This window comes from Mycobacterium ulcerans subsp. shinshuense (genome assembly GCF_002355775.1).
In the GTDB taxonomy this organism is placed as follows: domain Bacteria; phylum Actinomycetota; class Actinomycetes; order Mycobacteriales; family Mycobacteriaceae; genus Mycobacterium; species Mycobacterium marinum.
Genome location: NZ_AP017625.1, coordinates 87436 through 101458, shown reverse-complemented (window position 1 = coordinate 101458; position 14023 = coordinate 87436). Strand labels below are relative to the sequence as shown.

General features: G+C 62.3%; 6 protein-coding genes and 3 pseudogenes. 8 read left to right on the top strand and 1 reads right to left on the bottom strand.

Annotated elements, in window-relative coordinates; all coding sequences use genetic code 11:
* Positions 1-246 precede the first annotated feature (246 nt).
* The 4 genes and pseudogenes from mlsA2 to SHTP_RS26475 all read left to right on the top strand — a co-directional run bounded on the left by mlsA2 (position 247) and on the right by SHTP_RS26475 (position 11306).
* Positions 247-7461, top strand: a complete 7215-nt coding sequence (mlsA2, locus tag SHTP_RS26490) for a mycolactone polyketide synthase MLSA2 (RefSeq protein ID WP_096372707.1) — start codon at positions 247-249, stop codon at positions 7459-7461.
* 155 nt (positions 7462-7616) lie between these two features.
* Positions 7617-8522 carry a mycolactone biosynthesis thioesterase gene (locus SHTP_RS26485; RefSeq protein WP_011178519.1) on the top strand — a complete coding sequence of 302 codons (906 nt, stop codon included), beginning with the start codon at positions 7617-7619 and terminating at the stop codon, positions 8520-8522.
* A 537-nt stretch (positions 8523-9059) separates the two neighbouring features.
* Positions 9060-10826, top strand: a pseudogene (locus SHTP_RS26480) (IS1634 family transposase).
* Positions 10827-11126: 300 nt separating this feature from the next.
* A complete protein-coding gene (locus SHTP_RS26475) occupies positions 11127-11306 on the top strand; it encodes a helix-turn-helix domain-containing protein (RefSeq protein ID WP_083421624.1) in 180 nt (59 codons plus the stop codon).
* Positions 11307-11378: 72 nt separating this feature from the next.
* Here SHTP_RS26475 and SHTP_RS26470 read toward each other — a convergent pair whose 3' ends face one another.
* On the bottom strand, positions 11379-12434 hold the full coding sequence (locus tag SHTP_RS26470; RefSeq protein WP_012552881.1) for an IS110 family RNA-guided transposase: 1056 nt from the start codon (positions 12432-12434) through the stop codon (positions 11379-11381).
* A 313-nt stretch (positions 12435-12747) separates the two neighbouring features.
* On the opposite strand from SHTP_RS26470, the gene SHTP_RS27840 reads away from it, so the two are divergent.
* The 4 genes and pseudogenes from SHTP_RS27840 to SHTP_RS26460 form a co-directional block, all read left to right on the top strand.
* Positions 12748-12888, top strand: a complete 141-nt coding sequence (locus SHTP_RS27840) for a hypothetical protein (RefSeq protein WP_157759953.1) — start codon at positions 12748-12750, stop codon at positions 12886-12888.
* A gap of 187 nt (positions 12889-13075) precedes the next feature.
* Positions 13076-13249: pseudogene (locus SHTP_RS30610) on the top strand (IS3 family transposase); the annotation flags it as partial.
* A gap of 71 nt (positions 13250-13320) precedes the next feature.
* A complete protein-coding gene (locus SHTP_RS30605; RefSeq protein WP_420873066.1) occupies positions 13321-13608 on the top strand; it encodes an integrase core domain-containing protein in 288 nt (95 codons plus the stop codon).
* Between the two features lie 236 nt (positions 13609-13844).
* A pseudogene (locus tag SHTP_RS26460) lies at positions 13845-13997 on the top strand (DDE-type integrase/transposase/recombinase); the annotation flags it as partial.
* Positions 13998-14023 lie beyond the last annotated feature (26 nt).

Sequence of the window (14023 nt, the reverse complement as noted above, 5' to 3'; positions counted from 1 at the left end):
ACTCGATGCTGAACCTTAAAAATTTGGACCGAATTGAATCATATATCTTCAGAAATTCGGGAGAAGATCGAGCTCACGTAATCGCTAATCGTTTACGGTCAATTCTCTCGAAATGGGATGACACCCGTAGTCCAGAATTACCTGCGGAACTTCATCTTGAATCGGCAACAGACGATGAGCTGTTTTCCCTAGCAAACATGTTTCGCACTCCAACTAGCGAAATTTCACCTACTCTAGAAGGCGGCCGTGGTGTCAACTGAAGAAAACCTACGCGTTTACTTAAAACAGGCCATCACAGACCTCCACCAAATACAGGCACGTCTGCGGAAAATCGAAAAGCAGAGATCAGAGCGGGTGGCGGTGGTGGGGATGGCGTGTCGTTTCCCCGGTGGTGTCGCATCAGCGGATCAGTTGTGGGACTTGGTGATCGCTGGCCGTGATGTGGTGGGTAATTTTCCGGCCGATCGGGGTTGGGATGTGGAGGGATTGTTTGATCCCGATCCGGACGCGGTCGGCAAAACCTACACCCGTTACGGCGCGTTCCTTGACGATGCGGCAGGTTTTGATGCCGGGTTCTTTGGGATCTCTCCACGGGAGGCACGCGCGATGGACCCCCAGCAGCGGCTGCTGCTGGAGGTGTGCTGGGAAGCGCTAGAAACCGCGGGTATTCCCGCGCACACCTTGGCCGGCACCTCCACCGGGGTGTTCGTCGGAGCCTGGGCCCAGTCCTACGGCGCCACCAACTCCGATGGCGCTGAGGGGTATGCGATGACCGGCGGCTCGACTAGCGTCATGTCCGGCCGTATCGCCTACACCTTGGGCCTAGAAGGTCCAGCGATCACCGTTGACACCGCCTGCTCGTCATCGCTGGTGGCAATTCACCTGGCCTGCCAATCCTTACGCAACAACGAATCCCAGCTAGCACTGGCCGGCGGCGTCACCGTGATGAGCACACCTGCGGTTTTCACCGAGTTCTCCCGCCAACGCGGCCTGGCCCCAGATGGACGCTGCAAAGCTTTCGCCGCTACCGCCGATGGCACCGGCTGGGGTGAAGGCGCCGCGGTCTTGGTCCTTGAACGGCTCTCCGAGGCCCGCCGCAACAACCACCCGGTCCTTGCGATCGTCGCTGGATCGGCGATCAACCAAGACGGCGCATCCAACGGACTGACCGCACCCCACGGCCCGTCACAACAACGCGTCATCAACCAAGCACTAGCCAACGCCGGCCTCACCCACGACCAGGTCGACGCCGTCGAAGCCCACGGCACCGGCACCACACTGGGTGACCCCATCGAAGCCGGCGCCCTACACGCCACCTACGGCCACCACCACACGCCCGATCAACCGCTTTGGCTGGGATCCATCAAATCCAACATCGGCCACACCCAAGCCGCCGCCGGCGCCGCCGGTGTGGTCAAGATGATCCAAGCCATCACCCACGCCACCTTGCCCGCCACCTTGCACGTCGACCAACCCAGCCCCCACATCGACTGGTCCAGCGGCACAGTCCAACTCCTAACCGAGCCCATCCAATGGCCCAACACCGACCACCCCCGCACCGCGGCGGTGTCCTCATTCGGCATCAGCGGCACCAACGCCCACCTCATCCTCCAACAACCCCCCACCCCCGACACCACACAAACCCCCGACACCACAACAGGTTCTGATCCCGCAGTGGGTTCTGATCCCGCAGTGGGTGTACTGGTGTGGCCGTTGTCAGCGCGTTCAGCGCCGGGGTTAAGCGCACAAGCGGCCCGTCTGTACCAGCATCTCAGCGCCCACCCCGATCTGGATCCGATCGATGTAGCCCACAGCCTGGCTACCACACGCAGCCACCACCCCCACCGCGCCACCATCACCACCAGCATTGAGCACCACAGCGAAAACAACCACGACACAACCGATGCGCTGGCCGCACTGCACGCCCTGGCCAACAACGGCACACACCCCCTGCTGAGCAGAGGCCTGCTGACCCCACAGGGCCCCGGCAAAACAGTGTTCGTGTTCCCCGGACAGGGCAGTCAATACCCCGGCATGGGCGCAGATCTCTACCGCCAATTCCCCGTGTTCGCCCACGCCCTCGACGAGGTCGCTGCGGCGCTGAACCCGCATCTCGATGTTGCGTTGCTTGAGGTGATGTTCAGCCAACAAGACACTGCCATGGCGCAACTGCTGGACCAGACCTTCTATGCACAACCGGCGTTGTTCGCGCTGGGAACCGCTCTACATCGATTGTTCACCCACGCCGGTATCCACCCGGACTACCTGCTAGGCCACTCCATCGGAGAACTCACCGCGGCATACGCCGCCGGTGTGCTGTCACTGCAAGACGCAGCCACCTTGGTCACAAGCCGAGGACGACTGATGCAATCCTGCACGCCCGGCGGGACGATGCTCGCGCTACAAGCCAGCGAAGCAGAAGTACAACCGCTGCTTGAAGGCCTAGACCACGCCGTGTCCATCGCCGCGATCAACGGAGCAACGTCGATCGTACTGTCAGGAGATCACGACAGCCTCGAACAAATCGGCGAGCACTTCATTGCCCAAGATCGACGTACCACCCGACTGCAGGTCAGTCACGCTTTCCACTCTCCACATATGGACCCCATCCTCGAACAATTCCGCCAGATCGCGGCCCAACTCACCTTCACCGCACCCACCTTGCCCATCTTGTCCAACCTCACCGGGCAGATCGCCCGCCACGACCAACTCGCCTCACCTGACTATTGGACCCAACAGCTACGTAACACTGTCCGGTTCCATGACACTGTCGCTGCCCTGCTCGGGGCGGGTGAGCAGGTTTTCCTGGAACTCTCACCTCACCCGGTGTTGACACAAGCGATCACCGACACCGTCGAACAAGCCGGCGGCGGCGGCGCAGCAGTGCCAGCTCTACGCAAGGATCGCCCTGATGCTGTCGCGTTCGCTGCAGCACTCGGCCAGCTGCACTGCCATGGCATCAGCCCATCCTGGAATGTTCTTTACTGCCAGGCCCGCCCCCTCACACTGCCCACCTACGCTTTCCAGCATCAGCGTTACTGGCTGCTGCCCACCGCCGGTGATTTCAGCGGGGCCAATACCCACGCCATGCATCCGCTGCTAGACACCGCCACCGAACTGGCCGAAAACCGCGGATGGGTGTTCACCGGCCGGATCAGCCCACGCACCCAACCATGGCTAAACGAACACGCCGTCGAATCAGCCGTGCTGTTCCCAGGCACCGGATTTGTCGAGCTAGCGCTGCATGTCGCTGACCGTGCCGGATATTCCTCGGTCAACGAACTGATCGTGCACACCCCCCTGCTGCTCGCTGGCCACGACACCGCGGATCTACAGATCACCGTCACCGACACCGATGACATGGGCCGGCAGTCTCTTAACATCCACTCGCGCCCACATATCGGCCATGACAACACCACCACCGGCGATGAACAACCCGAGTGGGTTCTGCATGCCAGCGCAGTCCTGACCGCACAAACCGCCGACCACAACCACCTCCCCCTAACGCCTGTGCCGTGGCCTCCACCCGGCACAGCCGCGATCGAGGTGGATGACTTCTACGACGACCTAGCTGCACAGGGCTACAACTACGGCCCAACATTCCAAGGTGTGCAACGGATATGGCGTGACCACGCCACACCCGATGTCATCTACGCCGAAGTTGAACTACCCGAAGACACCGACATCGACGGCTACGGCATCCACCCCGCCCTATTCGACGCCGCTTTACACCCCCTACTCGCCCTGACCCAACCCCCCACCAACAACACCGATGACACCAACACCGCAGACACCGGTGACCAGGTGCGGCTGCCCTACGCCTTTACCGGCATCAGTTTGCGCGCCACCCACGCCACCCGATTGCGGGTACGGCTGACCCGTACCAACACCGATGCCATCACCGTGCACACCAGTGACACCACCGGAGCCCCGGTGGCGATCATCGACTCATTGATCACCCGCCCCCTCACCACCGCCACAGGGTCTGCTCCGGCAGCCACGGCAGCTGGCCTACTACACCTGAGCTGGCCACCACACCCCGACACCACGACCGACACCGACACCGACACCGATGCCCTGCGGTATCGGGTGATCGCCGAACCCACTCAACAGCTGCCCCGCTACCTGCACGACCTACACACCAGCACCGACCTGCACACCAGCACCACCGAAGCAGACGTGGTTGTGTGGCCGGTACCGGTGCCCAGCAACGAAGAGCTCCAGGCACACCAAGCATCCGACACCGCGGTGTCTTCTCGGATACACACCCTGACCCGCCAAACACTTACCGTGGTGCAGGACTGGCTCACTCACCCCGACACCACCGGCACCCGACTGGTCATCGTGACCCGCCACGGCGTCAGCACCAGTGCCCACGACCCGGTCCCCGACCTAGCCCACGCCGCAGTGTGGGGCCTGATCCGCAGCGCCCAAAACGAACACCCCGGACGCTTCACACTGCTCGACACCGACGACAACACCAACAGCGACACCCTCACCACCGCCCTAACCCTGCCAACCCGCGAAAACCAACTGGCCATACGCCGCGACACCATCCACATCCCCCGCCTGACCCGCACCGCTGTCCTGACACCACCGGACAGCGGCCCCTGGCGCCTTGACACCACCGGCAAGGGTGATCTGGCCAACCTCGCCCTGCTACCGACCGCCCACACTGCCCTGGCCTCTGGACAAATCCGTATCGATGTCCGGGCCGCTGGTTTGAATTTTCACGACGTGGTCGTCGCGTTGGGGCTAATCCCCGACGACGGATTCGGCGGAGAAGCCGCCGGGGTGATCAGCGAGATCGGTCCCGACGTCTACGGATTCGCCGTGGGTGATGCCGTGACCGGCATGACCGTCTCTGGTGCGTTTGCCCCCAGCACTGTCGCTGATCACCGCATGGTGATGACGATCCCGGCCCGGTGGTCCTTCCCCCAAGCCGCATCCATACCGGTGGTATTCCTGACCGCCTACATCGCTTTGGCCGAGATCTCGGGCCTAAGCCGAGGGCAACGAGTGCTGATCCATGCCGGCACTGGCGGTGTGGGTATGGCTGCGATTCAATTGGCACACCATTTGGGTGCCGAAGTATTCGCCACCGCCAGCGCCGCGAAATGGAGCACCCTTGAGGCACTGGGGGTACCGCGCGACCATATCGCTTCCTCGCGTACTCTGGACTTTTCCAACGCATTCCTCGATGCCACCAACGGCGCCGGTGTTGATGTCGTATTGAACTGCCTCAGTGGTGAATTCGTCGAAGCATCCCTAGCCCTGCTGCCCCGCGGTGGCCATTTCGTCGAAATCGGCAAAACCGACATCCGTGATACCGAGGTCATCGCCGCAACCCATCCCGGCGTCATTTACCGCGCCCTCGATCTGCTCAGCGTCTCCCCCGATCACATCCAGCGCACACTGGCCCAACTGTCCCCACTGTTTGCCACCGACACCCTAAAACCCCTACCGACCACTAATTACAGCATCTACCAAGCCATCTCGGCCTTACGTGACATGAGTCAAGCCCGTCACACAGGCAAGATCGTGCTCACTGCGCCGGTGGTGGTAGACCCTGAGGGCACGGTGTTGATCACCGGGGGGACCGGGACGCTGGGTGCCTTGTTTGCCGAGCATCTGGTTTCTGCCCATGGTGTCCGGCATCTGTTGTTGACCTCGCGGCGCGGACCTCAGGCCCACGGTGCCACCGATCTGCAGCAGCGGCTCACCGATCTAGGTGCTCATGTCACCATCACGGCCTGCGATATCAGCGACCCCGAAGCACTGGCCGCCCTGGTCAATTCAGTGCCCACACAACACCGTTTAACCGCGGTAGTGCACACCGCCGCGGTATTGGCCGACACCCCAATCACCGAGTTGACCGGCGATCAACTCGACCAGGTGCTGGCCCCCAAAATCGACGCGGCATGGCAGCTGCACCAACTCACCTACGAACACAACCTGTCTGCATTCATCATGTTCTCGTCCATGGCCGGAATGATAGGCAGTCCCGGTCAGGGTAACTACGCGGCAGCCAACACCGCGTTAGATGCTCTCGCCGACTACCGCCACCGCCTGGGCTTGCCCGCGACCAGCCTGGCCTGGGGCTACTGGCAGACCCGCACCGGTGTCACCGCGCATCTAACCGATGTAGATCTAGCCCGCATGACCCGCCTGGGTTTGATGCCCATCGCCACCAGCCACGGACTGGCCCTGTTCGATGCCGCCCTCGCCACCGGACAGCCCGTTTCGATACCCGCCCCGATCAACACCCACACCCTGGCCCGACACGCCCGCGACAACACCCTGGCCCCGATCCTGTCTGCGCTGATCACCACACCACGGCGCCGGGCGGCCTCTACCCCAACCGATCTCGCTGCCCGCCTCAACGGACTTAGCCCCCAACAGCAACAACAAACACTGGCCACCCTCGTGGCCGCGGCCACCGCCACCGTGCTGGGCCACCACACCCCCGAAAGCATCAGCCCAGCCACCGCGTTCAAAGACCTCGGAATCGATTCGCTGACCGCCCTCGAACTGCGCAACACCCTCACCCACAACACCGGCCTGGATCTGCCCCCCACCCTCATCTTCAATCACCCCACACCCACCGCGCTAACCCAACACCTGCACACCCGACTCACCCAAAGCCATACCCCGATCGGACCAATTGCGTCCCTGCTAAGCCACGCGATCGATGAGGGCAAATTCCGTGCCGGCGCTGACCTATTGATGGCCGCATCCAATTTGAACCAAAGTTTCAGCAATATGGCTGAACTCAACCAGCTCCCGGCCGTGACGGACATAGCTGACGCGTCTCCTGATGGGCTACTCACCCTGATCTGCATCTCTACCTCAGAGAATGAGTACGCTCGCCTCGCTGCTGCGAACATTCATTCACTGACCTTCGCTGAAATTGCGGCGCCCGGCTTTTACGACGCGCAGCTGCCAAATTCGATAGAGACGTCGGCAGAGGCGCTGGCAACTGCCATCACAGGCGCCTACGCAAATACGTCCATTGTTCTGGTAGCGCACTCCATTGTCTGCGAGCTAGCTCAGGCAACGATGACACGTCTACAAGACGCTGACATCGATCTTGTGGGTCTGGTTCTGTTGGATCCACTCGAAGGGACTAACAGCACCGAAGATTATGTGGAGACAGTCTTGACTCGAATCGAGCATATCAATGCACCGAGGGTCGGAGTAGACGGTTACCTTGCCGCCCTGGGCCGCTACCTGCAATTCCACGAAGACCGCCGAATACCAATACCGGAAACACGGCACATGACACTGCACTCGGACACGAAAATTGACCGTGCCCAAACACCAATGAACTTATTACAAGATGAGGCAGCGTTGACCGCCCTCAAAATAGGAAACTGGATGAACGACACAGGGAGTATCGCAGTAACACTGAGAGATGGGCCCGTATTCTTGGGCAGGGCCCGCTCTGTCAACATGAGGTGAGGCACCTGGACCCTTATTTATTTGTGAGTTGAGCGTATTTATTAGTGAGTTGAGCGCCGATGGCGAGGCTTCCCGATTGTGACGAGCAAGGTGACCGCATTTCCCTGGTCGGGATTCCGACGGCACTGCCAGTACCCAATGACGAGGAGCGACGCATGATTGTTTGGCCCGAAGTGGTCAGCACAGTGGTCGACGTCGATGGCGTGGCGATGTCGGCGCTAGTCGCCGAACCCGATCAGGAGCCTAAGGCCGTGATCTTAGCCCTGCATGGCGGTGCCACCAACGCGCGGTATTTCGACTGCCCTGGCCACCGCGCGCTTTCCCTGCTGCACACCGGCGCGGCGGCGGGATTCACCGTTGTGGCCCTTGACCGGCCCGGCTACGGCAGCTCGGCGGGTGATCCCGACGCGATGAACCGGCCCCACCAGCGGGCCGCGCTGGCCTATGGGGCGCTGGATCGCATCCTGGCGCAGCGGCCACGCGGGGCCGGGGTGTTCATAATGGGCCATTCAAACGGATGCGAACTGGCGATGTGGATGGCCACCGAGACGCGCGGTGCCGAGCTGCTCGGCATCGAGTTGGCTGGTACCGGCTGGCATTATCAGCCCGAGGCCCGAGAAATCCTGACAACGGCCACTGGTGAACACCGGTGGGTGGGCCTCTATGATTTGCTCTGGCATCCGCAGCGACTATACCCGCCCGAGGTCCTCAACGCGGCCATCATTTCTTCGTCCGCCCCGGCCTACGAGGAGCAGATGATGGCCGACTGGACCCGCCGAACCTTCCTGGAGCTAGTCCCTGCTGTGCGTGTGCCGGTACATTTCAGCATCGCCCAACACGAAAAGGTTTGGCAGCGCGATAGTTCAGCGCTAGATGAAATCGCCGTCCTGTTCTCTGGCGCGCCGCGGTTCATCCTGCATGAACAACCCGAGGCCGGACACAACATCAGCCTGGGCCACACCGCCGGCGACTACCACACGACAGTCCTGTCGTTTGTCCAGCAATGTCTGGCCGAACGGTTGGCCAACGCGCAACAAGATGTCGATCTCGCGGCCGAGTGAAAGCTGGATTCATCGAACTGGGGCGTCAGGGCCGATCAACGGCCGGCAAACGACAACAGCGTCGCCAGTATCCGGCGCCGCCGCCCGCCGGCCGCTTGTCTGGTTTCTCAAAGATTTCCGGATTGAGCGCCCACCGCCGGGGTACTTACGTTGCGCTTTGCAGAAGACGCGTCAGTGAATTTGTTCACCTGACGAGAAGATTGACGTGAGGTGCGTTTGGAAGGTGAGCGGTCAGGACGCTCGGTCGAGGGTGACGTGGTAGCCCATGGCTTCGAGTTGGCGAACAGCGTTGTGTCACGCTTTCTGGGGGTTGAGCCGGGTGAAGTAGTCCCCTCCGGGATCGTGGTAGCCGGTGTTGGTGGTGGCGATGTTCCAGATCGCGACTAGCCCGAAGTTAGCGGCTGTGAGGTAGGCGAAATTAGTGGTTGAGCTTTGGTTTTGGGTCGTTTTCGGCCCAAATATGTAGCCATTAGGAATGGTGTGTCACTAGTATCTGTAGTTGGGTTATGTTGATACTATTCAGGTATAGCCAAGCCGATGGCGATGCACGTAGCCTGTACGCCGAGTGCGCATGTGGATAAGGCGGGCAACGCGCGCCGCTACGAGGCGGTGCTGGTGCGGCGAAGCTATCGCGACGGCAAAAATTCGACACCAGACCCTGGCGAATCTGTCCAAGCTGCCTGCCCACGTTATCGACGTGGTCGAGGCCAGCCTCAAGGGCCAGGCGCTGGTAGCGCCCGAGTCGGTCTGTGAGATCACACGTTCACTGCCCCATGGGCATGTGGCCGCGGTGGGGGCCATGGCACGCACGCTGGGGCTGCCCGCACTGTTGGGGCCGCGGTGTCGGTCCCGCGATCTGGTGTTGGGGTTGATCATCTCGCGGGTGCTCCGACCTGCCTCCAAGCTGGCCACGCTGGCCTGGTGGGCCGACACCACACTCGGCGAAGATTTGAACGTGACCAACGCATCGACCGGCGAGATCTATGAGGCGATGGACTGGCTGCTCGCCCGTCAAGACGCGATCGAAAAACAGTTGGCTGCCAAACACCTGGCCGCCTCGGTCAATCCGTCGCGGATGGCGCTGTTTGACTTGTCCTCATCGTGGATGACCGGCCAATGCTGCGATCTGGCTGCACGCGGGTATTCCCGTGACGGTAAGAAGGGCCTACCCCAAATCGAGTACGGGCTGCTCACCGACCCCGCTGGGCGCCCAGTGGCGATACGGGTGTTCGCCGGTAACACCGCTGACCCGGCCGCGTTCACCGACATCGTCGAGGTAGTGCGTGAGCGCTTCGGGCTGGACCGGCTGGTTCTTGTCGGTGATCGCGGCATGATCACCTCCGCGCGTATCGCCGCGCTGCGCGAACTCAACAACGACCCCGACACCGCAACCGGTTTCGGCTGGATCACCGCGCTGCGTGCACCGGCGATCGCCAAGCTCGCCGGTGATGACGGGCCGCTGCAACTGAGCCTGTTCGATACCCAAGACCTGGCCACCATCACCCACCCCGACTATCCCAGCGAACGACTCATCGCGTGTCGTAACCCACTGTTGGCGACCCAACGCGCCCGCAAACGTGCCGAATTGCTGACCGCCACCGAGGCTGCGCTGGCGCCGATCATCGCCGCAGTAGCTTGTGGCCGGCTGGCCGGCGCCGGGCGGATCGGGGTGAAAGTTGGCAAAGTACTGGCAAAGTTCAAGATGGCCAAACACTTCCATCTCGACATCACCGACACCACACTGACCGTGACGCGTGACCAAACCAAGATCGATGCCGAAGCCGCCCTTGATGGGATCTACGTGCTGCGCACCAGCGTCACCGCCAACGAGCTTGACCCCGCCGCAGTCGTGGTCAGCTATAAAAACCTCGCCAACGTCGAACGCGACTTCCGCAGCATCAAAACCGACGACCTGGACCTACGCCCCATTCATCACCGACTCGACGACCGGGTCAAAGCCCACATCCTGATCGCCATGCTCGCCTGCTACCTGGTGTGGCACCTACGCAAAGCCTGGGCACCCATGACCTATACCGACGAAAACCCACCAGCCCGGGAAAACCCTGTCGCACCCGCCCAACGCTCAGCTGCCGCCAAAACCAAAGCCGCACGCCACCAAGACGCCAACGGAGCCACGCTACGCAGCTTCAGCGGCCTGCTCGAGCACCTGGCAACCCTGACCCGCAACGACGTCAACTTCACCCACACCACCAACCCGATCCCGATGCTCGCCACCCCACCCCCGACCAACAACACGCCTTTGACCTCATCGGAACCACCATCCCCCTCACCAGCGCCGCGTAGCCACCAACGCCAACCCGCCAAACCCCAAAACCCGCAGGTCAATTCATAAATCCACCCGACCAGGCCCGCTAACTTCGGTCTAAACGATCAGAGAGGGAGACGATTCGGTGGGCGTCATTTGCCACGAAGATGGTCGCGTGTCCCCAGCCAATGAGTCCGCCTGATCTGTGCCCATGCTGTAGGTCCGCCGTTGCGGGAGTCGAGGGCAGAGTGATCATCAGGAGGTCATATGCCCCGAATGAGGGCGTGGAGGGACGATGAGTCGACGGGGCTGGTCGTAAGGGGTATTCGGCCGAGGACGTGGTGCGCAAGCTGCGCCGCGCTGATGAGCTGGCCGCGGCGGGCAAGATCAACGAAGAGATCGCGGCCGAGCTGGAGGTGTCGCCGTCCACGCTGTACGACTGGCGATGCGGCTACGGCGCGTGGACGTGGACGCGGGCAAGGAGCTCAAAGAACTGCGGGAACAGAACACCCGCCTGAAGCGGCTGCCGGCCGAGACCGAGCTGGTGAAGGACGCCCTGCGGGAGGTCGCCAAGGACGCTCCTATAGATGTCAAGTGTTGAGTTTGGTGAAGTCAGTGCGTAGCGCGTCAAAGACTTCACGGGCAAGGTAACGCTTCTGGCAGCGGATGATTTCGGGCTTCGATAGGCCTTCGGAGGTGCGGCGGTCGGCGTAGGCGCGGCTGCGTGGGTCGTAGCGCAGGCGCACGACTGCGGCGATGTGCAGGGCGCGGTTGCCGGTTCTGTCGCCGCCGCGGTGTAGCCGATGGCGGTGGGTTTTCCCGGATGAGGCGGGGATCGGGGCTACTCCGCATAGGCGGGCGAACGCCGCCTCGCTGCGTAGCCGGTCGGGGTTGTCTCCGATGGTGACCAGCAGCGCGGATGCGGTGTCTGGCCCGAGCCCGAAGACGGCGCTGGTGGCGGGCGCGACCGATTTGATGAGTCCGTCGAGTTGGGTTCGCAGAGCCTGTGATTCGAGTTCGAGCTGGCGTGTGCGGGTCGCGATCGAACGCAACGCGGCTTTGGCGGCTTGAACCGGGTCGGTGAGATTAGCCGCGTCGGGACGTAACTTGGTGCATGCGGCAACGAGTTGGGCCGAAGACAGGCCGTGTAGCTGAGAACGCAGCGTGTCGGGCGTAGTGATGAGCATCGCGCGCAGGGCGTTGACCGCGGCGGTTTTGGCTTTGACCGCACCGCTGCGGGCTACCCGCAGCATGCGGATGGCTTCGATCGGCCCATCGACTAGCTTCGGAGCTCCGCTTGCCCGACCTGCCAAGACGGTTCGTGCCGCGGCTTCAGCATCGATCGGGTCGCTCTTGCCGCGCTGCCGACGGATGCGCCGGTCGGGGCGGGGCACCTCAAGCACCTCGACGCCCTGCTCGTGCAGGTAGCGGGCAAGCCCGGCCCCGTAGGCGCCGGTTCCTTCGACGCCAACTTTCGTGAGGTTTCCTTTGCTGCGCATCCACGTCAGCATCGCGGCATAACCGCGCCCCGAGGCCGGGTATTCGGCGTCAGCGAGCAGCCGGCCACGTGAATCGATGACCGCGCCGTGATGAGTTGCTGCGTGCGTATCCACGCCGCCGATGATGGCTCGTGAACTCCGGCCCATACCGGTTGTCCTTCCTGTCGTCGGGCATCGCCGAGCAGGGCGGACAGGCCAGTGACGGGCTGCGGGCGAGCACGCTCCTATGAGGTCACATCCTGCGCGGGCGGCGCCCCTGGTTCCTTGGGGCTAGGTGCTGGCCGCAGGGTCGACAGGTCCTACGCAAGGCACAAATCGTCGGCCAGGAAACTTCGGGGCCACACCATCCGGCCAGCACCCAATCATCACTGGAAACTTCGGGGTCACACCATCCGGCCAGCACCCATCCAATCATCACTGGAAAATTCTGAGCCCGGACGCCAAACGCCGAGCCGTGGACATGCTCAAAGAGGTTCTGGGCATGTCGGAACGGCTGGCGTGCAAGGCGGTCGGGCGTGCCCACTCCACCTATCGCCGCACCCCGCTCGCGGCTACCCTGGCTGACCCTGATGCCCTGCTACGGCAGTGGCTGCGGACCTAGTCCGCCAAACACCTCTGCCATGGGTTTCGCTGCGTGAGGGCGACCCTGCGCCACGACGAGCACCGCGACGTGAACAACACCGGCAGCGAAAACAGGGGGCTGCAGCCTCGAGTGCACAGCCGCGCAAACGTGCTGATGCCTGCACCGCCCCGCACGGCGAGGCAGATGCGCCGAAGGTGTTGTGGCGATGGATTTCCAGTTCGACTTCACCACAGACAGCAAAGCGGTCAAGATCGCCTCAATGGTCGACGAGCACATCCGAGAATCGTTGCTGAACATCGTGGAGCGCTCGATTACCGCCGAGCGGCTCATCGCCGGGCTCGAGTGGGTGTTCGCCGCGGCCGGCGGCCCACCGAAGGTGCTGCGGATGGACAATGGCCCTGAGCTCATTTCCCAAGCGCTGCGACAGTTCTGCGACCGCAAGGTAGGGCTGTGCTACATCCAGCCCAGAACCCCGTGGAACAACGCTACATCGAATCGTTCAACAACCGGCTACGAAGGGAGTGCCTCTACCGCAGCCGCTGGACCAACCCACTCGAAGACCGCGTGGTCATGGACGATTTCAACCACGAACACAATCATCGGCATCGTCACTCCGCACTGGGTTACCTGCCCCCGCGGAGTAGGCTGCCCGATGCAGCCACACTCATTGCCCCGTGGCCCATTGCCCTGTGGCCCGTGAGATCAAATGACATCTGCGTCAAAGGCACTCGGCTCTAGAAGACGTTGTGGATTCAAGATTTTTCTTGCAACAGTGGGTGGAGTTCGGTGTAAATTGGGCTGCGAAGGTTCTGGCCTCGGTGGGTGATGTTAACCGGTGGTGCTGATGGTTTCGGTTGTGCCGCTAGCGGATCCCGGGGTGTGCTGGGGCCGCAGTTGGCGGGTCATTGTCACGTTGGTGTGCATCGGCGACCTGGAAGGACTGGGAAGGACTAGGAAGGGGTCAGCGGGTGGGCAAGTTGCATCGACGTCGTCCCCGCCCGGGCGACAAGTGGCACTTGGCCGAGGTGTTGGTGAAGGTCAACGGGATCACCCGTTGTCTGTGGCGTGCGATCGACCAGGACGGCAACGTTTCAGACGTGTTGGTGCGGTCGCGGCGTAACGCCAAACGACATCTGCTCAGCGCCATCGATTC

What these genes read in the sequence shown, in the direction of transcription:
- SHTP_RS26485 (WP_011178519.1), top strand. Translation starts at nt 7,617, where the DNA reads ATGATTGTTTGGCCCGAAGTGGTCAGCACAGTGGTCGACGTCGATGGC.
- SHTP_RS26470 (WP_012552881.1), bottom strand. Translation starts at nt 12,434, where the DNA reads ATGGGCCGGAGTTCACGAGCCATCATCGGCGGCGTGGATACGCACGCA.
- SHTP_RS27840 (WP_157759953.1), top strand. Translation starts at nt 12,748, where the DNA reads ATGCTCAAAGAGGTTCTGGGCATGTCGGAACGGCTGGCGTGCAAGGCG.